This is a genomic window from Novosphingobium sp. CECT 9465 (genome assembly GCF_920987055.1).
GTDB lineage: Bacteria > Pseudomonadota > Alphaproteobacteria > Sphingomonadales > Sphingomonadaceae > Novosphingobium.
In genome coordinates, this window is sequence record NZ_CAKLBX010000001.1 from 2377893 (window position 1) to 2398418 (window position 20526).

The 20526-nt window shown below is 61.8% G+C and carries 23 protein-coding genes; 7 read left to right on the forward strand and 16 right to left on the reverse strand.

What is annotated here, in order from left to right; all coding sequences use genetic code 11:
• Positions 1-33: 33 nt before the first annotated feature.
• From LUA85_RS11350 to ffh, 12 genes are all read right to left on the reverse strand, one after another.
• Positions 34-507: a YbjN domain-containing protein gene (locus LUA85_RS11350; protein WP_231469771.1), complete on the reverse strand. Its 474-nt coding sequence runs from the start codon at positions 505-507 to the stop codon at positions 34-36.
• Positions 508-619: 112 nt separating this feature from the next.
• Complete coding sequence (locus LUA85_RS11355) at positions 620-1372, reverse strand: alpha/beta fold hydrolase (protein ID WP_231469773.1); 753 nt, start codon at positions 1370-1372, stop codon at positions 620-622.
• Positions 1373-1380: 8 nt separating this feature from the next.
• The gene (locus LUA85_RS11360) at positions 1381-2406 is read right to left on the reverse strand and encodes an aspartate-semialdehyde dehydrogenase (RefSeq protein ID WP_231469775.1); all 1026 of its coding nucleotides are present in this window, start codon (positions 2404-2406) and stop codon (positions 1381-1383) included.
• Positions 2407-2636: 230 nt separating this feature from the next.
• Positions 2637-4898, reverse strand: coding sequence for a S9 family peptidase (locus LUA85_RS11365; protein WP_231469777.1), 2262 nt, complete (start codon positions 4896-4898; stop codon positions 2637-2639).
• Between the two features lie 172 nt (positions 4899-5070).
• Complete coding sequence (rplS, locus tag LUA85_RS11370; protein WP_231469780.1) at positions 5071-5448, reverse strand: 50S ribosomal protein L19; 378 nt, start codon at positions 5446-5448, stop codon at positions 5071-5073.
• Complete coding sequence (trmD, locus tag LUA85_RS11375; RefSeq protein ID WP_231469783.1) at positions 5426-6292, reverse strand: tRNA (guanosine(37)-N1)-methyltransferase TrmD; 867 nt, start codon at positions 6290-6292, stop codon at positions 5426-5428. Before trmD ends, rplS begins: the two co-directional genes overlap by 23 nt.
• Entirely contained in the window at positions 6289-6642 is a 354-nt protein-coding gene (locus LUA85_RS11380; RefSeq protein ID WP_231469785.1) for a hypothetical protein, read from the reverse strand. Before LUA85_RS11380 ends, trmD begins: the two co-directional genes overlap by 4 nt.
• Entirely contained in the window at positions 6642-7019 is a 378-nt protein-coding gene (locus LUA85_RS11385) for a type II toxin-antitoxin system VapC family toxin (RefSeq protein ID WP_231469787.1), read from the reverse strand. The genes LUA85_RS11380 and LUA85_RS11385 overlap by 1 nt, the downstream gene beginning before the upstream one ends.
• On the reverse strand, positions 7016-7285 hold the full coding sequence (locus LUA85_RS11390; protein WP_231469789.1) for a hypothetical protein: 270 nt from the start codon (positions 7283-7285) through the stop codon (positions 7016-7018). The genes LUA85_RS11385 and LUA85_RS11390 overlap by 4 nt, the downstream gene beginning before the upstream one ends.
• A 30-nt stretch (positions 7286-7315) precedes the next feature.
• Positions 7316-7801, reverse strand: a complete 486-nt coding sequence (gene rimM / locus LUA85_RS11395) for a ribosome maturation factor RimM (RefSeq protein ID WP_231469791.1) — start codon at positions 7799-7801, stop codon at positions 7316-7318.
• 117 nt (positions 7802-7918) lie between these two features.
• The gene (gene rpsP, locus LUA85_RS11400; RefSeq protein WP_231469793.1) at positions 7919-8332 is read right to left on the reverse strand and encodes a 30S ribosomal protein S16; all 414 of its coding nucleotides are present in this window, start codon (positions 8330-8332) and stop codon (positions 7919-7921) included.
• Positions 8333-8382: 50 nt separating this feature from the next.
• The gene (ffh, locus tag LUA85_RS11405) at positions 8383-9873 is read right to left on the reverse strand and encodes a signal recognition particle protein (protein WP_231469796.1); all 1491 of its coding nucleotides are present in this window, start codon (positions 9871-9873) and stop codon (positions 8383-8385) included.
• Between the two features lie 401 nt (positions 9874-10274).
• On the opposite strand from ffh, the gene LUA85_RS11410 reads away from it, so the two are divergent.
• The 7 genes from LUA85_RS11410 (at position 10275) to LUA85_RS11440 (ending at position 16887) form a co-directional block, all read left to right on the forward strand.
• Positions 10275-11885 carry a bifunctional diguanylate cyclase/phosphodiesterase gene (locus tag LUA85_RS11410; RefSeq protein ID WP_231469798.1) on the forward strand — a complete coding sequence of 537 codons (1611 nt, stop codon included), beginning with the start codon at positions 10275-10277 and terminating at the stop codon, positions 11883-11885.
• A gap of 77 nt (positions 11886-11962) precedes the next feature.
• Positions 11963-12772, forward strand: coding sequence for a diaminopimelate epimerase (dapF, locus tag LUA85_RS11415; RefSeq protein ID WP_231469800.1), 810 nt, complete (start codon positions 11963-11965; stop codon positions 12770-12772).
• Positions 12769-13965: a MiaB/RimO family radical SAM methylthiotransferase gene (locus LUA85_RS11420; protein WP_231469802.1), complete on the forward strand. Its 1197-nt coding sequence runs from the start codon at positions 12769-12771 to the stop codon at positions 13963-13965. The genes dapF and LUA85_RS11420 overlap by 4 nt, the downstream gene beginning before the upstream one ends.
• On the forward strand, positions 13962-14888 hold the full coding sequence (gene ftsY, locus LUA85_RS11425) for a signal recognition particle-docking protein FtsY (RefSeq protein WP_231469804.1): 927 nt from the start codon (positions 13962-13964) through the stop codon (positions 14886-14888). Before LUA85_RS11420 ends, ftsY begins: the two co-directional genes overlap by 4 nt.
• A gap of 129 nt (positions 14889-15017) precedes the next feature.
• Positions 15018-15704: an inner membrane-spanning protein YciB gene (locus LUA85_RS11430; RefSeq protein ID WP_231469806.1), complete on the forward strand. Its 687-nt coding sequence runs from the start codon at positions 15018-15020 to the stop codon at positions 15702-15704.
• A gap of 138 nt (positions 15705-15842) precedes the next feature.
• Complete coding sequence (locus tag LUA85_RS11435) at positions 15843-16415, forward strand: urate hydroxylase PuuD (RefSeq protein ID WP_231469809.1); 573 nt, start codon at positions 15843-15845, stop codon at positions 16413-16415.
• Positions 16416-16560: 145 nt separating this feature from the next.
• Positions 16561-16887: a hypothetical protein gene (locus LUA85_RS11440; protein ID WP_231469811.1), complete on the forward strand. Its 327-nt coding sequence runs from the start codon at positions 16561-16563 to the stop codon at positions 16885-16887.
• Between the two features lie 36 nt (positions 16888-16923).
• Here LUA85_RS11440 and LUA85_RS11445 read toward each other — a convergent pair whose 3' ends face one another.
• From LUA85_RS11445 to LUA85_RS11460, 4 genes are all read right to left on the reverse strand, one after another.
• Positions 16924-17277 (reverse strand): response regulator, encoded by a 354-nt coding sequence (locus LUA85_RS11445; protein WP_231469826.1) that lies wholly within the window; start codon positions 17275-17277, stop codon positions 16924-16926.
• Positions 17277-19220 carry a potassium transporter Kup gene (locus LUA85_RS11450; protein WP_231469829.1) on the reverse strand — a complete coding sequence of 648 codons (1944 nt, stop codon included), beginning with the start codon at positions 19218-19220 and terminating at the stop codon, positions 17277-17279. Before LUA85_RS11450 ends, LUA85_RS11445 begins: the two co-directional genes overlap by 1 nt.
• A 165-nt stretch (positions 19221-19385) precedes the next feature.
• A complete protein-coding gene (locus tag LUA85_RS11455) occupies positions 19386-20084 on the reverse strand; it encodes a tetratricopeptide repeat protein (protein WP_231469831.1) in 699 nt (232 codons plus the stop codon).
• Positions 20085-20097: 13 nt separating this feature from the next.
• Positions 20098-20484, reverse strand: coding sequence for a cytochrome c-type biogenesis protein (locus LUA85_RS11460; protein WP_231471850.1), 387 nt, complete (start codon positions 20482-20484; stop codon positions 20098-20100).
• Between the last annotated feature and the right edge of the window lie 42 nt (positions 20485-20526).

Below are 20526 nucleotides of genomic sequence, written 5' to 3' on the forward strand. Positions count from 1 at the left end.
CTGGCCCGCCGGTAGCAGGTCATCTCCAGAACACTATTTGAAGACCTCGGTTCCCAGCGTGTCCATCGCGCTGCGGAACATGTCGACCGAATTGGAAAACACTTCCAGATCGATGCCCTTCCCGGTCACCACATCCCACGTCATCATCACCGACTGGTCCTTGTCGAGCGAGACCGAGGCAAAGCGTGTGTTGCGGTTGAAGCGCACGGCATCTTCAGCGGTAAACTTCTTTTCTGGCGTGAAATTGGCCACGAACTGCAACGACTGGCAGCCATCGTGCGTCTTTTCGTTGCATTCGTAGAACAGCAACGCTGCCTGCCAGCCGCCGATGTCGGTGTTGATCAACGGATCGCCATTGGCGTCCTTCGCCAGTTCGGCGGTATAGCCGAGATTCTTCAGCGCCTGGGCCACGCCATCGGGTTTGATTGCCGAAACGGTATTGGCCCCTGCGGCGGAGGGGGCCATCATGGAGGCTACGATTGCGGCAACCAGCCAGCGAACTTTCATGTCATCCAGATCCCCGTACAAGGCTCTTTGCGGCCTTTGTCGTTATTGACGGGAAGCTGACACGAACTCCGCCTTCCTGCAAGAGGGCGCGCTCGCCTTTATTTGAAGTGCGTCAGGAAAGGAAGGCTACCAGTTCACGCCCCAGATCGGGTTTGGTCACGCAGCTCATGTGCGTACCGGGGATCAGCGCGAGGCGCGCATCGGGCAGTGCCTCGGCCAGCTTTTCCGCCGATCCATTGTCGTCGTCCTGATCACCGCACAGCACCATCGTCGGCATGGTTATGTCGCCAAGTGCCGCCTCATCGGTATCAGCCATCGTGCCCAGCAACAGTCGCGCGGCTACCCTGTCCACTCCCATCGTCTTGAGGAACTGCTGCGCAAGATAGGCCGGATCGTCCCGCGTGATCGTGCCGAAACGGTCGATCACGTCCACGAAGAAGTCCTGCCGTTTTGCCCATCCGGCAAGGCCTTCAAGGCCCATCCCGCTCAGCACCAGCCGACGCGGGGCCATCCCGCCGATGACCGCGCGGGCCGCCGTGCGCGCGCCCAGCGAAAAGCCGACCAGATCGAAAACGGTCAACCGCAGATGCGCCACCAGCGCCTCGGCATCGCGCACCAGCACATCCTGAGGATAGGCTGCCGGATCATGCGGCGCGGCGCTCTGCCCGTGCACCCGCAAATCCGGCATAAGGCATTCAAAGCCAGCCGCCGCCAGTTGCGCCGCCGTGCCGAACTTGATCCAGTTCACCTCGGCTGAAGAAAACAGCCCATGCAGAAGCACCACCGGCCTTCCCCTGCCCATGCGGTGCAGCGCGAGTTGCGCGCCGCCGAAGCCGGGAAAGAATTCGGTGGTCACTTCCATCATGTCGGCGATCAACCCTTCTTGAGGTGGCGACGGCCCAGCAGTTCGGCGATCTGCACCGCGTTCAGCGCCGCACCCTTGCGCAGGTTGTCCGAAACGCACCACAGCGAAAGGCCGCTGTCCACGGTCGGGTCTTCGCGCACGCGTGAGACAAATGTGGCGTAATCGCCAACGCATTCGACCGGGGTCACGTATCCACCGTCTTCGCGCTTGTCGATCAGCATGATGCCGGGCGCTTCACGCAGGATGTTCTGTGCATCCTCGGCGCTCAGTTCTTCCTCGAACTCGATGTTGATCGCTTCGGAATGGCCGACGAACACCGGTACACGAACGCAAGTGGCGGTCAGCTTGATCTTGGGGTCGAGGATCTTCTTGGTCTCGGCCACCATCTTCCACTCTTCCTTGGTGGAACCATCGTCCAGGAAGACATCGATGTGCGGGATCACGTTGAACGCGATCTGCTTGGTGAACTTCCTGGCTTCCAGTGCATCGCCGACGAATACCGCGCGGCTCTGCTCGAACAGCTCGTCCATGCCTTCCTTGCCCGCGCCGGAAACCGACTGGTACGTGGCCACGACCACGCGCTTGATTTTCGCGGCATCGTGCAAGGGCTTGAGCGCCACTACCATCTGCGCGGTGGAGCAGTTGGGGTTCGCGATGATGTTCTTCTTGGTGTAGCCATCGATCGCGTCAGGATTTACTTCGGGCACGATCAGCGGCACGTCGGGGTCCATGCGATAGAGCGACGAATTGTCGATCACCACGCAGCCTGCGGCTGCCGCGCGCGGCGCATGGATCGCGGTGGGGCCTGATCCTGCGGCGAAAAGTGCGATGTCCCATCCGGTGAAATCGAAGTTCTCGATGTTCTGGACCTTCAGCTTCTTGCCGGTCTCGCCAAAGTCGATCACCGATCCTTGCGAGCGCGACGATGCCACCGCCGCGATTTCGTCGCAGGGAAACTCGCGCTCGGCGAGGATGTTGAGCATCTCGCGGCCCACGTTCCCCGTCGCGCCGACAACTACAACCCGGTAACCCATTTCCATTCCCTTCCAGCGGCCCGCATGCTCTTGCGTCCGAGCCGTTCCCTAGCGGCTGGTGCCGACCAGCCAAGTTAAAAACGCTTTTGTGCCGTGCACTTCAGCTTGCCCCACCACAACTCTCGTCATTGCAAGGCGGCAAAACCGACGACGCAACCCAGAGCGCCACGCACAAACTCTGGATTGCCGCGCGCCCTCCGGTCGCTCGCAATGACGATGGGTAGCGCGAGTTACTTCCCGCTGCCTGCACCATTGCGGTCAAGGAAGCGGAAAATCGTCTCGTAGAGATGTTTGCTCACTTTCGGCCCGCTGATGCGGTGCGTGTAGCCGGGATAGAGCATCATCTCGAACGGCACCGCCTCACCCTGCAGCTTGGCGATGATGGCGCTGGCGTTTTCGAAAACCACGTTGTCATCGGCCATGCCGTGGATGATCAGCAACGGATCGCTGATCTTGCCGGTATCGGCCAGCGCATTCGATTTTTCATAGACTTCCGGCAGCTTGTTCGGATCACCGAGATAGCGCTCGGTATACGTCGTGTCGTACATCTGCCACTTCGTCACCGGCGCCACGGCAATGCCTGCCGCATAGACCCCCGGATTGGCCTGAAGCATCTTGATCGACATGTATCCGCCATAGGACCAGCCGAACGTGCTGATCTTGTCGGCATCCACGAACGGCTGCTTCTTCAGCCACATCGCGCCAGCCAGCTGGTCCTCTACCTCGACCGAACCCATCGCATGATGCAGCGCCGAGGCGAACTTCACGCCCCGGTTTTCCGATCCCCGGTTGTCGATCGCGAAATAGATATAGCCCTTGTCGACAATGGCCTGCGCCAGTGCGCCCTGAAAACCCCTGGTGACCACCTGTGACGATGGCCCACCGTAATGATAGGTGAACACTGGATAGGTCTTTCCGGCCTCCAGCGGTGGCGTAATCATCATGTAATGCAGCGGTGTGCCATCCGCGGCCGGGATCGTGCCGAACTGCGCCGGACGATGGCTGGCAAGGTACGGTGCATAGGGATGCGCACCTGCGACCTTGTTCTCCTCGATCCACGCCAGCCGCTTGCCGCTGGTATCGGCGATGAACGATTGTGCCGGCTGTGAATCAGATGATCGCGAAATCGTCAGCGTCTGCCCGCTCTTGTCCATGCTGGCACCATTGACCCAGCCCATTTCGGTCAGGCGCGTGATCTTTGCCGGAGCGTTCAAGTCCATCGCATAGACCTGTTGCGCGAGCACATCGTCCTTGTTGCCGGTAAAATAGAGCTTGCCGCCCTTTTCATCCACGCCAACCACGCCGGTCACGGTCCAATCGCCCCTGGTCAGTTGCGACCACTTGCCCGCCTTGTAGCGATACAGATGGCCGAACCCGTCGCGCTGCGACCACCACACCAGGCTGCCGTCCCTGAGGAAGCGATAGCTGTCCGAAAGGTCGATCCAGTGCTTTGCCGCCGCCCTTTCGGAAAACAACACGCTCGCCTTGCCGGTCAGCGGATCGACCTTGAGCATGTCGAGCACGGTCTGCTCGCGGTTCATCCGCTGCACAAACAGCGCCTTGCCGTCAGGCGCCCAGTCCACCCGCGCCAGGTAGATGTCCTTATCAGTTCCGAGATCCACCTGGACCTTGCCCGAACCGTCCGGCGCCATCACCCACAGCGAAACTTCGGCATTGGGCGTGCCCGCCGCCGGATAGCGCTGGTCATATGTCTTGGTGCCTTCCGCACCGATCGCTGCGCGGGTGACCACGCCGACCATGCTCTCGTCGAACCGTTCCACCGCGATACGGGCTTCATCGGGCGACCACCAGAAGCCGTTGAAGCGCGCCATTTCTTCCTGCGCCACGAACTCGGCCTCGCCCCAATGGACGTCAGCGTTCGCTTCTTCGGGCGTGATCGCGACCGGCGCGCCGCCTGCAACTTTTCCCGTCCACAACCGGCGGTCTCGCACGAAGGCGATGTGCTCGCCCTTCGGTCCCAGCCTGGGGTTCAGTTCGCCGCCCTTGGTGCCTTCGATCTTGCGTACCGAACCATCAAGGCCAGCCAGCAGCAGGTCGCCATCGACCGGCACCAGCACCGATTTTCCATCGGCGGCCCATTCATAAGTCACGATGCCCTTCAGGTCGCCGATGCGCTGGCGCTCACGCTGCATCTTCTCGGCCTCGGACAATTCCCGGCCCGATGACAGCTTGAGCGAATCCACCAGCATCTTCCACTCGGACGTCTCGCGGTCGAAGCCCCACAGGTCATAGCGCTCGCGGTCATCGGCACGATTGCGCAGCAGTGTCAGATAGCGACCATCGGGCGAAAGCTTCACGGCGCGCGGCGCCGGGCCGTTGAGGCTTGGGCTGGCAAAGACGCGCTCAAACGTCAGGTCTTGGGCGGCAGCAGGTGTTGTAGCGGTCATGTTTTGACCCTGTTGTGCATGGGCGAGCGGAGCAAACGCGAAGGACGACAGGGCGCAAGCGGCCAGCAGACGGAAATGACGCATGGGAGTTCGGTATCCTCTGGCCCCGTTTTTATACCGGGGGCAAATTGACGATGCGCCTTGGTGGCCCGAATTGGTTGCGTTTGAAAGCAGAAAAGGCGCCCTGGCCGGTGAGCCAGGACGCCTTTTGAACACTTTATCAGTGTCGTGGCACTGGGCTATTCGCCCGCCCTGCTCAGTCCGCGCTGACCTTTGTGACCTTGCGCTCGGCAATACGTGCCGATTTGCCGGTCCGGCCGCGAAGATAGTACAGCTTCGCACGACGAACGACACCACGGCGAACCACGGTAATCGAATCGATGTTGGGCGAATAGAGCGGGAACACGCGTTCCACGCCTTCGCCGAACGAGATCTTGCGAACGGTGAAGTTCGAGCCAAGACCACGGTTCGAACGCGCGATGCACACGCCTTCGTAGTTCTGGACGCGGGTGCGCTCGCCTTCGACAACGCGCACACCGATGCGGACGGTATCGCCCGCACGGAACGATGGAATTTCCTTCTTCGCCTTGTATTCGGCGATGGCTTCAGCTTCAAGCTGCTGAATCAGGTTCATTTTTCAAATCCTGCACTTCACGTTGCGCACCAGAGGCAGATTGGACCCGAGCGCCGATGTGACGCTCCCAAAGATCCGGCCTGCGTAGCCGTGTATCGTCTTCCGAACGGCGTTTCCGCCACTCCGCGATTTTCGCATGATCCCCCGATCGCAACACTTCAGGGATCACTCGCCCTTCCCACTCAGCGGGCCGGGTGTAATGAGGGTACTCAAGAAGACCGTTCTCAAACGACTCCTCATGCCCACTCAAGGCGGCGCCCATTACGCCGGGAAGCAGCCGAATGCAAGCGTCCAGCAACATCAGCGCCGCACATTCCCCGCCCGAAAGCACGATATCGCCGACGGAGACTTCCTCGACATCGCGGCCTTCGAAGATGCGCTCGTCAAACCCTTCAAACCGGCCACACAACAGGATCACCCCCGGCCCCGCCGCCAGCTCCCGCACGCGCTCCTGCGTCAGCGGCTTGCCGCGCGGGGTAAGCGCAATGACGGGCCGTTGCCCTGAAAGCCCCTCCCCTTCAGGGGAGGGGTGGGGGTGGGGGCCATCCCCAAGCGCCACACCAGATGGAGAACCCCCACCCCCAGCCCCTCCCCTGAAGGGGAGGATGGCACCGCGCGCAAAATCCACAGCCTTGGCCAGCACATCCACCCGCAAGACCATCCCCGCCCCGCCGCCAGCAGGCGTATCGTCCACCGTCCGGTGCTTGTCAGCCGCAAAGTCGCGGATCTGCACCGCATCCATCGACCACGTCCCCTCAGCCAGCGCCCGCCCCGCAAGGCTGACACCCAAAGGGCCGGGAAACATCTCAGGGTAGAGCGTGAGGACTGTGGCAGCGAAGGTCATGGCTCCAGCCAATGACCCGCTTCGATCACTTTCGCAATGTGTCCGAGTTCAAGCCGCTCGTATGGGCTGGGATTGTTAAAGCTCCCCCGTATTGGCCACGTGAAAAGCTGCCAGACAAATTGAAATGGGAAAAGCAGCGACAAACCTTCGTCAAGCAATGCAAAACGCTGCCAAGGCCATTGCCACACCCATTCACCAAACTCACCTGCCAGCGCCTCTGCTAAATCCTCCACATCACCGCCAGAAATGCCAACGTCCTGATCAATTGCCGATGAAGTAGTAAGCCGATCCCGCCGCGTGCCACTTTGCGCAGCAACAATGTCCATCACACGGTCCAGTGTCGCAGACATCAAACCGTCCAGTTCTCGACCATCAACCCCGGCACATCCGCAAAGTCGGCCTCGTTGTTCGTCACCACCGTCGCCCCGATGCTAAGCGCATGCGCGGCAAGCAGCCTATGTAATTTCCCACGTTTGAAAGGGAGCCTGGCATACTCACGCGCGGCAGCCTCCCCAAATTCCAGCACAGGAATCGCCTTCAAGAAGGCGGCGATCACTTCTGGCGGCGGGGGCTTCTGCAGTTGTGTTCCAGCAGAGATCTCAGAAAAGCTTATCGCGGAAATACCAATTTCTCCGACCTCGCATTCTCCGATCCGGCGGTTCACAGGTGAGGCCGCAACCCTCATTGCATTGATCGAACTGTCGGCATCGATCAGGTATTTGATCACAGCAAACCAGCCGCCTTGCGAGCAGCAATCACACGCGGCCTTTCTTCAAAATCTTCACGTGGGGCCAGTCGAATGCCCGGTGCCTTGCCCGCAAAACCGCTCACATCGATCTTGCGCTTCGCCGCTGGCTTGGCGCGAAACACCAGATCGCCATCAACCCACTCGACGCCCCACTCACGATCAGGCTCAACGCCCAGCGCCGCCGGAACGCGGATGGCGACCGAATTTCCAGATTTGAAGCTCTTGGCTGTGTATTCCTTGCCCATCGCGGCCTCCGTATATACAGCCTGTATATACTACTCCACGTAAAGCGCTTCAATCACAATCCTCAGCCCATCCCACTCCGGCACGGCATCAACCTTCATGGGCACCATGAAGCGCTTGCCATCGGGTTTGCGGATTTCGAGGACGTCGCCTGCACCGAAATTGTCGATGGCGATACATTCGCCCAGCGCTTCGCCCGTGGTGGAGACAACCGGCAGGCCGAGCAGGTCGGCGTGGTAATATTCACCCTCGCCCAAAGGCGGCAGGGTTGAACGCGGCACAGTCAGCGCCGTTCCGCGCAGTTTTTCCGCTGCGGTGCGGTCCGTGATTTCGGCAAAGCGGACGATGGCGCCGCCTTTGCTGTCATCGCGAAGCGACGTCACCGTCAGCCTGGAATCGCAGAAGGCGCGGTAGCGCTTGAGCGCGGCCACGCCTTCTCCGAACAGCTTGAGGCGGACTTCGCCCGTCACTCCATGTGCGCCGGTTATGGCGGCGAGCGTGACGGGCTTGTCGCGCATGGCAAGCCCCTCCCCTTCAGGGGAGGGGTTGGGGTGGGGGGCTGCGGCTGAGCGCTGCGCCTTTCGGCCAGCCCCCACCCCCGGCCCCTCCCCTGAAGGGGAGGGGAGATCAGCCACTTAGGCTTCCGTCTGCTCTTCGGCAGCGGCTTCTTCAGCCGGTGCAGCAGCGGCGGCAGCCGCAGCTTCAGCGGCTTCGGCAGCCTTCTTGGCCTTGTCTTCGGCCCGTTCCTTGGCCTTCTTGCCGGGTTCGCCCGCATTCGGGTTGTTGGTAGCCTTGCGCTCCTTGATGCCGGCCTTGTCGAGCATGCGGGCAACGCGGTCGGTCGGCTGTGCGCCAACGCCGAGCCAGTAACGTACGCGGTCTTCGACCAGACGGACGCGGTTTTCATCGTCCTTGGCGAGCAGCGGGTTGTAGGTGCCGACCTGCTCCAGATAAGCGCCATCGCGCGGAGCGCGGCTGTTGGAGACGACGACCTTGTAGTACGGGCGCTTCTTCGAGCCACCACGCGAAAGACGAAGAGAAACAGACATTAAATCAACCTTTCAGCGAAATTCTAAACTTTACGAAACTTGCAAAAAAATCAGCGCTTCTTGAGCAGATCACCCAGGTTGCCGGGAAGCCCCCCGGAACCGAGGCCAGGCAATCCGCCACCGCCCATGCCGCCGCCGCCCATTCCACCAAGCCCACCCGGACCCATTTGCTGGTCCAGGCCCGGCATAGCGGCACCAAGGCCACCCTTGCCGAACAGTGCGCCAAGCCCCTTGAGGCCGCCCATCTTCTTGATCTGCTTCATGGCCTTGGCCATTTCCTGATGCATCTTCAGAAGCTTGTTGACGTCCTGCACTTGCGTACCGGAACCCTTGGCGACACGGATCTTGCGCTTGGCGTTGAGCAGTTCGGGCTTCTCGCGCTCCTTCACGGTCATCGAACCGATGATCGCGTCCATGCGCAGCAGCACGCGGTCATCCATGCCGGATTGCGCCATCGCCGCCTTGGCCTTCTTCATGCCGGGCATCATGCCCGCCAGCGCGCCAAGGCCGCCCATGTTCTGCATCTGCCGCAATTGGGTACGCAGGTCGTTCATGTCGAACTGCCCCTTCGACATGCGCGCGGCAAGCTTCTCGGCGTCCTCGACCTGGATCGTCGCCGCCGCCTTCTCGACGATGGAGACGATGTCGCCCATGCCGAGGATGCGGCCCGCCACGCGTTCAGGATGGAATGGCTCGATCGCGTCAAGCTTTTCGCCAGTACCTGCAAACTTGATCGGCTTGCCGGTGACGGCGCGCATCGAAAGCGCTGCACCACCGCGCGCATCGCCGTCCATGCGGGTCAGCACGATGCCGGTAAGATTTACCTCACCCGCGAACGACTGCGCGACGTTGACCGCGTCCTGCCCGGTCAGTGAATCGACGACGAGCAGCGTTTCCCTGGGGATCGAGACAGTCGAAACCGCCTTCATCTCGTCCATCAGCGCCTGATCGACATGCAACCGGCCCGCCGTGTCGAGCATCAGCACGTCCACCGCTTGCAGCTTCGCCGCGTTCACCGCGCGCGTGGCGATATCGACCGGCATCTGGCCGACGATGATCGGCAACGTCGCAACGCCCGCCTGCTCGCCCAAAATCTTCAACTGTTCCTGCGCCGCCGGACGGTTGACGTCCAGCGAGGCCATCAGGACCTTCTTGCCGTGCTTCTCTTTCAGCAGCTTGGCGATCTTGGCGGTGCTGGTGGTCTTGCCCGAACCCTGCAACCCGACCATCATGATCACGACCGGCGGCGTTGCCACCAGATCGAGCTCCGCCGTGCCGCCGCCGAGCATTTCGACCAGCGCATCGTTGACGATCTTGACGACCTGCTGACCCGGCGTAACCGAACGCAGCACTGATTGGCCAACCGCAAGTTCGGTTACATTGTCGACGAACCGGCGCACGACGGGGAGCGCAACGTCTGCTTCGAGCAGCGCGATGCGTACTTCGCGCATGGCGGCCCGAACGTCTTCTTCATTCAGCGCGCCGCGGCCACGCAGGCGATCGAAGACGCCTCCAAGCCGGTCTGAAAGACTGTCGAACACGCACAATTCCCATCAGCACGCCCTTGCCCGCCCGCCACATTCGCGTAACGCGAAAAACGCCGGTGGGCGAAACCTCGCCGACCAGCGTGTGGCATCCTGAACAGGGGCCGTTGTCGAATCCGCAGGCAAGCACAGGCCTGTCCACTTGACGGCCCCCTAGCGCCTGTCGCGCATGTTGGCAAGCAGTTGCCTGAAAATCCCGTCAAAATCGCCAAAATAGAGAATAATGGTGAAAGCCCCCATGGCTTGGAAACGTGATCTTAACCAAAATTTCAGGAGCTTTGCCGTAGCGTAAGGGCATGGGCAATGCGTCAGCCGACGATTGCTGGGGTAATGCGAAGGCAAGGGTTATGGCGACAAGGCCGACAGACCACAACGAACGGCATGGGCCGATAGCGAGGGTGGACAAGCGCGTTATTTGTCTTGGCGTCGTGATTGCCACGATGGTGCTGTTCGTTGGCTACGGGTCTTCCGTCATTACCGATTTCCTTGCGTCGCTCATCCGTGGTGATCGACCGCGCGACCAGTTGCTGAGCACGGCGCTGCTGCTCAACATCGCGCTGCTGCTGTTCGGCTGGCGTCGCTATGTCGATCTCACTACCGAGGTCGGCCAGCGGCGCCAGGCGGAAGAAACCGCCCAGAAGCTGGCACAGACCGATCCACTCACCGGTTGCCTCAACCGTCGCAGCATCGATGACGCGCTTCAGGATATCATCGCCACTGCGCGCGCAACCGGGCACGAAGTGGTCGCGATGATGATCGACCTCGATAACTTCAAGCGCTCGAATGACAATCACGGCCATCAGGCGGGCGACGCCGTTCTGCTTGAAGCTGCCCGCCGCATCCGCGCCATCCTGCCGGAACGCTCGGTCATGGCGCGGCTGGGTGGCGATGAATTCGCCTGCGCCGCAATCTACGATCCCGATCACGCAGAAGCCATCGACCGGCTCGTTCTGCGCATCAACGAAGTGGTTGCACGCCCCGTCCTGATCGATGGCCTTTCAATCGAAGTTACCGCATCAATCGGCCTGGCCACCAGCACACCGGCCGGAACGAACCAGCCCGCGGAACTGGCCACCACATTGCTGCACCGCGCTGATCTTGCCATGTACCAGGCCAAGAAGTCCGGTCGGAACCGCTTCTGCTGGTTCGAGCCGAGCATGGAAAGCGAACTGCGCTACCGCAGCGAGCTGGAACGCGGCATTCGCGAAGGCATTCCGGCGGGCGAATTCGTGCCGTTCTATGAAAAGCAGATCGATCTCGATTCAGGCGCATTGACCGGCTTCGAAATGCTCGCGCGCTGGCAAAGTCCGCGCCACGGGCTGATTTCGCCCGAAGTGTTCATCCCCATCGCCGAGGAAATCGGCGTAATCTCGGACCTGTCCGAATGCCTGATCCGCCAGGCGCTGGCCGACGCTCGCGATTGGGACCCCAGCCTGACCCTTTCCGTCAATATCTCGCCGATCCAGTTGCGCGACCCGTGGTTTGCGCAAAAGCTTCTCAAGCTGCTGATCGAAGCCAACTTCCCGCCGCACCGTCTCGATATCGAAATAACCGAAACCTGCCTGCACGAAAACCTCGGCGTCGTCCGCACGCTCATCACCAGCCTCAAGAATCAGGGCATCCGCATCAGTCTGGACGATTTCGGAACCGGCTATTCCAGCCTTGCGCAATTGCGTACGCTGCCGTTCGACCGGATCAAGATCGATCGCTTCTTCGTGTCCAACCTCGGCACGAGCAAGGACAGCGCGATGATCATCGAAGCGATATCTTCACTCGGCAAGGGGATGGACCTGCCGATCACCGCAGAAGGCATCGAATCATCCGAAGTGCTTGCAGAATTGCGCAAATTCGGATCATTCAAGGGTCAGGGCTTCCTTTACGGCCAGCCATCCGATGCGCTGAGCGTGCGCGAGATGCTGGCCGGGCAAAACCTGCTGTGTGTACCAAACCCGCCAGTCGACCCCGAAGCACCCGCACTGCCCACGCCGTCGCGCAGCGCCTCAGCCTGATAAGGCGTTGATCCGGCATTTGCGCGGCCACGTGCAGCGCATTGCCCTTCGCGGGCCGAATGCCTATGTCGCGCGGCATGCGCATTCCTTTCCGCAAGATGCACGGCCTCGGCAATGATTTCGTGGTGATAGACGCCCGCGCGATGCCGCTGGCGATGACTCACCGGCGCGCCGCCGCCATTGCCGATCGCCGCACTGGCGTCGGCTGCGATCAGTTGATCGTGATCGAACCCTCCGCAGTGGCCGACGTGCGTATGCGCATATTCAACAACGATGGCAGCGAAGTCGAGGCTTGCGGCAACGCCAGCCGCGCGGTCGGCCTGCTGCTGGGCGGCACGCAGACCATCGAGACGCTGGGCGGGCTGATCCGCGCCGAAACCAACGGTCGTGGCGTGTCGGTGGACATGGGCATGCCACGCCTGAACTGGGATCAAATCCCTGTCGCCTATGCGATGGACACCCTTGAAATGCCGGTCGGCTGGGAGGAACTGGAAAACCCGGTCGGCGTCAATGTCGGCAACCCGCACGTCATCTTCTTCGTGCCCGATTGCGATGCGGTCGATCTCGAACGCCTCGGCCCGCTGATCGAGAACGATCCGCTGTTTCCAGAACGCATCAACGTCAACGTCGCCAGCCGCATCGGGCCGGACCATCTGAAGCTGCGCGTGTGGGAGCGCGGCGCAGGTCTTACCCGTGCTTGCGGCACAGGCGCCTGCGCCACCGCCGTCGCCGCTATCCGCCGCAAGCTGACCGACCGAACCGTCCGCGTAGACCTGCCCGGCGGGTCCCTGACCATTGCCTGGCCGGAAGGCGGCAATATCGAGATGACCGGCCCTGCCGCGCTCAGCTTCGAAGGTTCGTTCGAGGAATCAGATTTTCCGTCATGATCGCGCAGGTCGTCTCTCTCGGTTGCCGCCTGAACATCGCTGAAAGCGAAATGATCGGCGCGATGTTGCAGGACGGCCCGCAAACGGTCGTGGTGAATTCCTGCGCGGTCACAGCCGAAGCCGTGCGCCAGTCACGCCGCGCCGTCCGCCGCCTGCGCCGCGAACACCCGCAGGCGCGGCTCATCGTCACAGGTTGCGCCGCCACCATCGATCAGGACAGCTTCGCGCAGATGCCCGAAGTCGATGCTGTCGTGCCCAATGCCGAAAAGCTGACCCCCTCAAGCTGGCTCCCCGAACCGTTACCCAAATCTTCCCCGCTCCCCCGCGCAGGCGGGCGGGCAAACACGCACACCCGCGCGTTCATCCCCGTCCAGAATGGCTGCGATCACGCCTGCACCTTCTGCATCATCCCGCAAGGGCGCGGCGCCAGCCTGTCCCTCACAGTGGCAGACGTGCTCCGCGCCATCGAACCGCACCTCGGCCTCGGCGTCGCCGAAGTGGTGCTGACCGGGGTCGATGTGACCTCGTGGGGGGCAGACCTGCCCGGCCAGCCAAAGCTCGGCAATCTGGTCGGTGCCATCCTCGCCGCTTTTCCCGCCCTGCCGCGCCTGCGCCTGTCGTCTCTGGATGGTGTGGAGATCGATCCGCTGCTGCTTGATCTGATTACGGGCGAAGCGCGCGTGATGCCCCACGTCCACCTCTCGCTGCAATCGGGCGATGACATGATCCTCAAGCGGATGAAGCGCCGCCACACCTCTGCGCAAGCGATAGCCCTCGTACAGCAGATGAAGACCCGCCGTCCCGAAATCGCCATCGGGGCAGACCTGATTGCAGGCTTTCCCACCGAAACGCCGGAGATGCACGCCAACAACCTTGCCATCCTGCGCGAATGCGAGGTCGTACACGGCCACATCTTCCCCTATTCGCCGCGCCCTGGCACACCGGCCGCCCGGATGCCGCAGGTCCCGCCACCAGTGGTTCGCCAACGGGCCGCTGAACTGCGCGCCAGCGTTGCCGCACAACGCGACCAATGGCTGCAAACCCTGATCGGCAAGCCCGCCACGGTGCTTGCCGAGCGCGATGGAACCGGCCATGCGGGCAACTTCGCCAGCTACCGTACACCTCCCGGCACCGCGCCCGGTAGTCTGGTCACTTGTACGCCGACACGGATTATCGAAGGAATACTGGAATGAGTGGCGATAGCTGGTCGGACCGCCTGCTTGGCGGTTTTCGCAAGACCTCGGAACGCCTTGCCGAAAACCTGGGCAGTATCGTCGGTGCCTCGAAGCTGACTGACGCGCAGCTTGACGATCTTGAAGATGCGCTGATCCTGTCCGACCTGGGTCCCCGCGCCGCCGCGCGTATCCGCGAAAAGCTGAAGACCGCCCGCTTCGAAAACGGAGTGGACGAACAGGCGGTCAAGGAAGCCATGGCCGAGGAAATCGCCGCGATCCTTCGCCCTGTGGCAAAACCGCTCGAAATCGTCGCTTTCCCACGTCCGCAGGTGATCCTGGTGATCGGTGTCAACGGGTCGGGCAAGACCACGACCATCGCCAAGCTGGCGCACCTGTTCCAGGAACAGGATTACGGCGTGATGCTGGCGGCGGGCGATACGTTTCGCGCCGCGGCCATCGGCCAGTTGAAAGTCTGGGCAGATCGCCTGTCCATCCCGGTGGTCACCGGACCCGAAGGCGGCGATCCCGCTTCGATCGTGTTCGATGCGGTCAAAGCCGCCACCGATACCGGCATCGACACGCTGATCGTCGACACTGCCGGACGCCTGCACAACAAGCGCGAACTGATGGACGAACTGGCCAAGGTTCGCCGCGTTCTCGGCCGCCTCAACCCCGAAGCCCCGCATGACGTGGTGCTGGTGCTCGATGCCACGAACGGGCAGAATGCGCTCCAGCAGATCGAAATCTTCAAGGAAGTTGCGGGCGTGACCGGCCTTATCATGACCAAGCTTGATGGCACCGCGCGTGGCGGCGTACTCGTCGCCGCCGCCGAGCAATACGGATTGCCGATCCACGCCATCGGCGTCGGCGAAAAGATTGACGACTTGCGCCCGTTCGATCCCGATCTGGTCGCCAGGGTCATCGCGGGAGTGTTCCAGTGAGAATGGCGGCCATCACGTTTCGTCATTGCGAGGAGGCATCGCCGACGAAGCAATCCAGAATTGCGCAAGTCGGCACTGGATTGCTTCGCTTCGCTCGCAATGACGAAAGTTTACTGGCAGGAGTAGGCAATGAGTGAAACTACACGCATTGCATCAGCCAAGCCCGAATCGGAAAAGCCCAAGTCCTCGTGGATCAACCTGCTGGTCGATTATGGCCCGCTGCTCGTGTTCTTCCTCGCCTATCGCCACTTCAAGCCCGAAGGTGCCGAACCGGGGTTGGCCGAAGTGGTAGCCGTCACCAAAGGCACCGCCACGTTCATGGTCGCCACCGTCATTGCGCTGATCGTCTCCAAATGGCGGCTGGGCAAAGTGTCGCCGATGTTGTGGCTGTCCACCGTGCTGATCCTCGGCTTCGGTACGCTCACCGTGCTGCTGGGCGATCCGTTCTGGATTCAGGTAAAGCCCACCGCGATCTACCTGCTGTTTGCCGTGGTCCTTTTCGCCGGTCTGGCCAGGGGCAAGCCAATGCTGCGCGTCCTGCTGGAAGCCGCCTTCGAAGGGCTTGACGATGCCGGATGGATCAAGCTTTCGCGCAACTGGGCGTTCTTCTTCCTGTTCCTCGCCGCGCTGAACGAAGTGCTGCGCCATTTCTTCAACGTGGCGAATGGCAATTTCGAAGTCTGGCTTCAGGCGAAATTGTGGGGCGTGACGACGCTATCGTTCCTGTTCACGTTCTCGCAGATTCCCATGCTGATGCGCCATGGCCTTGCCGCGGGCGCCGAACCCGAAGTTGAGCGTAATCCACCGCATGATTGATCGGGTTGACGATTGAACACCTCGTCTCCAACCTGATTTCATGTGACATTTGCACCACAGCGCCTAATATGCGCGGCAACTGCGGGGGCGCAGGTGCCGCCCTGCTCGCACAAGATATTAAAATAGGGGGAAAATCAGATGGCCAAGTTCTTCGGCAATCTTCATCTCGTTCTCGTGGTCGGCCTGGTTGCGGCCATCGCGGTCATGCTTGGCTATGGCGATTCTGCCAGCGTCACCGTAAATTCCGTGTTCCGCTGGTTCCACGTGTTCTTCGGCGTGCTGTGGATCGGTCTGCTCTATTACCTGAACTTCGTGCAGGTGCCGACCATGCCGAAAATCCCGGCTGAACAGAAGGGCGCGATCACCGGACATATCGCTCCCAAGGTGTTCTTCTTCTTCCGCTGGTCGGCGCTGCTGACGGTCGTAACCGGCCTCGTCATCGCATATGTCTCTGGCTATGCACATCAGGCGATGACCTTCTCCGGCGAAGGCACGGTCAACCTGATCGGTCTTGGCATGTGGATGGCGCTGATCATGGCGTTCAACGTGTGGTTCATCATCTGGCCCGCCCAGAAGAAGATCCTCGGCATCGTCGAAGCCTCGGCTGAGGAAAAGGCCGCTGCGGCACCCCGCGCGCTTGCAGCAAGCCGCACCAACCTGCTGCTCTCGCTGCCAATGCTCTATGCAATGGTGAGCGCCAATCTCGGCTGATCCTTCAGCGGATCAGCGCACAAAAAGGGGTGCGGCGTCTTCGGATGCCGCGCCCCTTTTTGCTGCGCGGGATATTATTCCGGCTTCGGGCGTTGCTCTCTCAACCCGCACTGCGGGTCTGACATCCAAGGGGAGTTCTCACCACATGCGCAAGTTGACCATTCTCGCCGCCACTGCGGCAACCGCCCTCATGCTTTCGGCCTGCTCGGAAAAGACACAGGATGCCGCCGGAGCTACCGCTGAATCGGCTGGTAACGACGTGGCGAACGCCGCCGACGATGCCGCTGCGGCGACTGATGAGCTGGGCGACAAGGCCGCAAAGGCTGTCGATGATGCAGCAGCAGCTACTGACGAAATGGGTGACAAGGCCGCAGCCGAAGCGAAGAAAGCTGCCGCTGGCGCGAAGCAGGAAGCGGCCGAAGCCGAAGCCAGCTTGCACAACGAATCCGTCAGCGAAGCCAAGGCTGACTGACCGAAGCGAGCGGGGGCGGCGCAAGTCCGCTCCCGCTCACCTGTCCAATAATTCGCAGATCGTGGCGATCACCGCTTCACGCGCATAGGGCTTGGCCAGCAAGGGCCGGTCGGCGAAATTACCTTCCACCTGCCCATATCCGGTCGCGATCAGAAACGGTACGCCGCTGGAATGCAGCGCCTGCGCAACCGGCAAACTCGATTGCCCGTCCAGGTTCCAGTCCAGCACAGCGAGATCGAACCCGCCCTGCGCCACCGCCTTCAGCGCCTCTGACACACGCCCGACCGGCCCTATGGCGACCGCCCCTTCATCTTCCAGAAAATCGCACAGCATCGCCGCGACGAGGAATTCGTCTTCGACGACAAGGATGCGCGCATCCTTCAGCGGCATCAGATCTTCAGCTGGCTGCCAAGTTCCACCACCCGGTTCGTAGGCAGGCGGAAGAACTCCATCGCGCTGGCAGCGTTGCGCAGCATCCACGCAAACAGCTTTTCACGCCACAGCGCCATGCCCGGCTTGTCCGATGGGATCAGCGTCTGGCGCGAAAGGAAGAAGCTGGTCTTCATCATGTTGAACGGCTCTCCGCACATGCTCACGCCCTTCAGCGCGGCTGGCACGTCGGTTTCCTCAAGAAAGCCGAACCGCAGCGTGAGGCGATAGAACCCGTTGCTGTAATCCTTCACCGAATACCGCTCGCCCTCATCCACATAGGGCACGTCCTCGATCGACACGGTCAGGATCACCACGCGTTCGTGCAGCACCTTGTTGTGCTTGATGTTGTGAAGCAGCGCCGAAGGCACACCCGCAGCGGTCGATGCCATGAAGATTGCCGTGCCCGGCACCCGCGCCGCGCTCGAATGCGCAGACTTGGTGAACACTTCGAGCGGGATCGTTCCTTCGGCCATGTTTTCCCGCATCAGCGCGCGCCCGCGTGACCATGTGGTCAGCAACGTGAAGATCGCCACGCCCATCACCAGCGGCACCCAGCCACCGTCGGGGATCTTGGTCAGGTTCGCACCAAGATAGGCCGCGTCGATGGCGAAGAACAGCGCCAGCATCGCGATTGCCGCCGGGGCCTTCCACTGCCACAGCTTGAACAGCACCACTGCCAGCAGGAAGTTGTCGATCAGCATCGCGCCGGTAACGGCAATGCCATAAGCGGCGGTCAGGTTCGACGAACGCTGGAACACCAGCACCAGCAGGATCACCGCGATCATCAGCGCCCAGTTGATGACCGGGATATAGATCTGCCCTGCTGCGGTAGAGGTATGTTTGATCGTCATGCGCGGGATGAAGCCAAGCTGGATCGCCTGCTGCGTGACAGAAAACGCCCCCGAAATCACCGCCTGCGAAGCGATCACCGCCGCCGCCGACGCGATGAACAGCAAGGGCCACTGGAACCATTCGGGCGCGAGAAAATAAAACGGGCTTTCCAGCGCCGCCGGATTGCGGATCAGCAGCGATGCCTGGCCCAGATAGTTCAGCACCAGCGCGGGCAGCACGAACACCAGCCACGACACGCGGATTGGACTGCGACCGAAATGGCCCATGTCCGCGTAAAGCGCCTCCGCGCCTGTCACCGCCAGAACAGCGGCGCCCATCGCCAGGAACCCGCGAAACGGATCGGCGATAAACATGCCCACCGCATAATGCGGGCTGAGCGCCGCCACCACACTGGGATATTGCAGAATGCTGAGCAGGCCCAGCACCGAGATGGTGGCAAAATAGATCAGCATGATCGGACCGAAGAATGCTGCCACCTTTTCGGTGCCACGGCTCTGGATGAAGAACAGGCCGATCAGGATCGCCACCACGATCGGCACGATCAGGCCCTGCATGCTCGGCCGATAGACCGCCACACCTTCGATAGCGCCCATCACCGAAACGGCAGGCGTAATCATCGAATCGCCATAGAATAGCGCCGTGGCGAAGACGCCGAGCAAAATGATGCCCCGTCCCCAGCGCTTGCCATCGGTGTGCTGGTTGATCAGCGCAAGCAGCGCCAGGCTACCGCCCTCACCCTTGTTGTCCGCCCGCATGATGACCGAGACGTATTTGAACGTCACGATGATCATCATCGACCAGAACATCAGGCTGATGATGCCATAGACGTGCAGCAGATCGAGCGGGAGCGGATGATGCCCGGCAAAGGTATCGCGCAACGCGTAAAGCGGGCTGGTGCCGATATCACCAAACACCACGCCGATCGCACCGATGGCCAGCTTGGTCAGGGACCCTTGCGTATGCCCATGCCCGCCACCATGCCCCCCACTCTGGCCATGGCCTGCAGAAGGCGCAGCAGACACAGCGGCGTCGTTTACGGCATCACTCATGGCAACGGTGCCCCCGGCATAAAGCCTAGTATGCCCCGGCCGGAACGGCAGGGGCGGCGCGGCGCTTTAGCACCGCCCATCTGACCCCGCAATGGGCGGAACAGCCCTGCGATGATCCAGTAACGGACATCGCCGCGCACCGTTCCAGAGCGCCGGATTCCGCAATTACCGGCCCGCGCCTTGCGATGCAGCGGCAGCGGGTTCGGCGGTATCCACTGGCGCCCCTGCGGTGCTGCTTCCCGCCGCCATCGCCAGCATCGAATCGATGCGCGCGACACGCTCGGACAAGTCCGTGCGATAGGGCGCTTCTGCAGGCGACCGCTCCAGCAATTCGGCCCAGATCGCCCGCGCCTCGGCCAGGCGCCCGGATTGCGCCAGGGCCAGTCCCATGAAGAACGGCGGCCCCGGATGATCGGGCGCAATCGTCGCCGCCTTCTGGAACGCGAACTGCGCCGATGGCGTGATCAACCCGTCGCTATGGCCGACCAGTGCATTGCCCATCGAAACCCAGATGTCCGCATCGTTGGGAAACTGCTCGGCGCCCTTGCGCAGGATATCGGCCGCTGCGCCGTATTGCCCCTGCCGGGCAAGGCCATCGGCCAGGATCAGCCAGCTTTGTCCCTTGGCAAAGGAATCGCCCATCTGCTGACGCTGCTTGATCATCGCTTCATCGGCCGCGCGCTTGTTCTCGACCGGGGCCTTGGGCGCGCCGGGCATCGCTGGATGCCCTTGCAGGGCATAACCGGCAATGCCGATGAACAGCGCCGCGCCGGAAAGCTCCCACCCCGCACGCGGCATCTTCAGCACGAACGCCATCACGCCGAACACCGCCGCTGCCACCAGCAGGATAACAACCCAGGTCATTTGCCGACATCCGTCATTTGCCGCTATCCTCGGTATTGCGCCGGAACCGCCCGCGCAGCAGCAGCACCGCCAGCAGCAGGATCACCAGCGGGGCGGCAAACAGCGGCCACATGATCGGCTTGTTCTGTGGCGCATAGCTGACGTAATCGCCATAGCGCTCGACCAGCCAGGTGCGGATCGCCTCCGGCTCCTCGCCCGCTGCAATCCGGGTACGCACCTGGTGGCGCATGTCGCCCGCCATCGGCGCATCGGAATCGGATATCGCCTGGCTCTGGCACTTGAGACAGCGCAGCGTCTCCATCAACGCCTGCGCCTTGGCCTCCAGCGCCGGGTCTTCCAACTGTTTGTAGGCATAAGGCGCGGGCGGCAGCAGGTCCTGCGCGGCGGCAGGCAGGGTCATTGCCAGCAGAACCAGCAATAACAACGCTCTGCCCAGCCGATG

Excerpts from the sequence above, each read along its gene's own strand:
- LUA85_RS11350 (WP_231469771.1), bottom strand. The coding sequence starts at position 507 with ATGAAAGTTCGCTGGCTGGTTGCCGCAATCGTAGCCTCCATGATGGCC.
- LUA85_RS11355 (WP_231469773.1), bottom strand. The coding sequence starts at position 1,372 with ATGATGGAAGTGACCACCGAATTCTTTCCCGGCTTCGGCGGCGCGCAA.
- LUA85_RS11360 (WP_231469775.1), bottom strand. The coding sequence starts at position 2,406 with ATGGGTTACCGGGTTGTAGTTGTCGGCGCGACGGGGAACGTGGGCCGC.
- LUA85_RS11365 (WP_231469777.1), bottom strand. The coding sequence starts at position 4,898 with ATGCGTCATTTCCGTCTGCTGGCCGCTTGCGCCCTGTCGTCCTTCGCG.
- rplS (WP_231469780.1), bottom strand. The coding sequence starts at position 5,448 with ATGAACCTGATTCAGCAGCTTGAAGCTGAAGCCATCGCCGAATACAAG.
- trmD (WP_231469783.1), bottom strand. The coding sequence starts at position 6,292 with ATGACCTTCGCTGCCACAGTCCTCACGCTCTACCCTGAGATGTTTCCC.
- LUA85_RS11380 (WP_231469785.1), bottom strand. The coding sequence starts at position 6,642 with ATGTCTGCGACACTGGACCGTGTGATGGACATTGTTGCTGCGCAAAGT.
- LUA85_RS11390 (WP_231469789.1), bottom strand. The coding sequence starts at position 7,285 with ATGGGCAAGGAATACACAGCCAAGAGCTTCAAATCTGGAAATTCGGTC.
- rimM (WP_231469791.1), bottom strand. The coding sequence starts at position 7,801 with ATGCGCGACAAGCCCGTCACGCTCGCCGCCATAACCGGCGCACATGGA.
- rpsP (WP_231469793.1), bottom strand. The coding sequence starts at position 8,332 with ATGTCTGTTTCTCTTCGTCTTTCGCGTGGTGGCTCGAAGAAGCGCCCG.
- dapF (WP_231469800.1), top strand. The coding sequence starts at position 11,963 with ATGCGCATTCCTTTCCGCAAGATGCACGGCCTCGGCAATGATTTCGTG.
- LUA85_RS11420 (WP_231469802.1), top strand. The coding sequence starts at position 12,769 with ATGATCGCGCAGGTCGTCTCTCTCGGTTGCCGCCTGAACATCGCTGAA.
- ftsY (WP_231469804.1), top strand. The coding sequence starts at position 13,962 with ATGAGTGGCGATAGCTGGTCGGACCGCCTGCTTGGCGGTTTTCGCAAG.
- LUA85_RS11430 (WP_231469806.1), top strand. The coding sequence starts at position 15,018 with ATGAGTGAAACTACACGCATTGCATCAGCCAAGCCCGAATCGGAAAAG.
- LUA85_RS11435 (WP_231469809.1), top strand. The coding sequence starts at position 15,843 with ATGGCCAAGTTCTTCGGCAATCTTCATCTCGTTCTCGTGGTCGGCCTG.
- LUA85_RS11440 (WP_231469811.1), top strand. The coding sequence starts at position 16,561 with ATGCGCAAGTTGACCATTCTCGCCGCCACTGCGGCAACCGCCCTCATG.
- LUA85_RS11445 (WP_231469826.1), bottom strand. The coding sequence starts at position 17,277 with ATGCCGCTGAAGGATGCGCGCATCCTTGTCGTCGAAGACGAATTCCTC.
- LUA85_RS11450 (WP_231469829.1), bottom strand. The coding sequence starts at position 19,220 with ATGAGTGATGCCGTAAACGACGCCGCTGTGTCTGCTGCGCCTTCTGCA.
- LUA85_RS11455 (WP_231469831.1), bottom strand. The coding sequence starts at position 20,084 with ATGACCTGGGTTGTTATCCTGCTGGTGGCAGCGGCGGTGTTCGGCGTG.
- LUA85_RS11460 (WP_231471850.1), bottom strand. The coding sequence starts at position 20,484 with ATGACCCTGCCTGCCGCCGCGCAGGACCTGCTGCCGCCCGCGCCTTAT.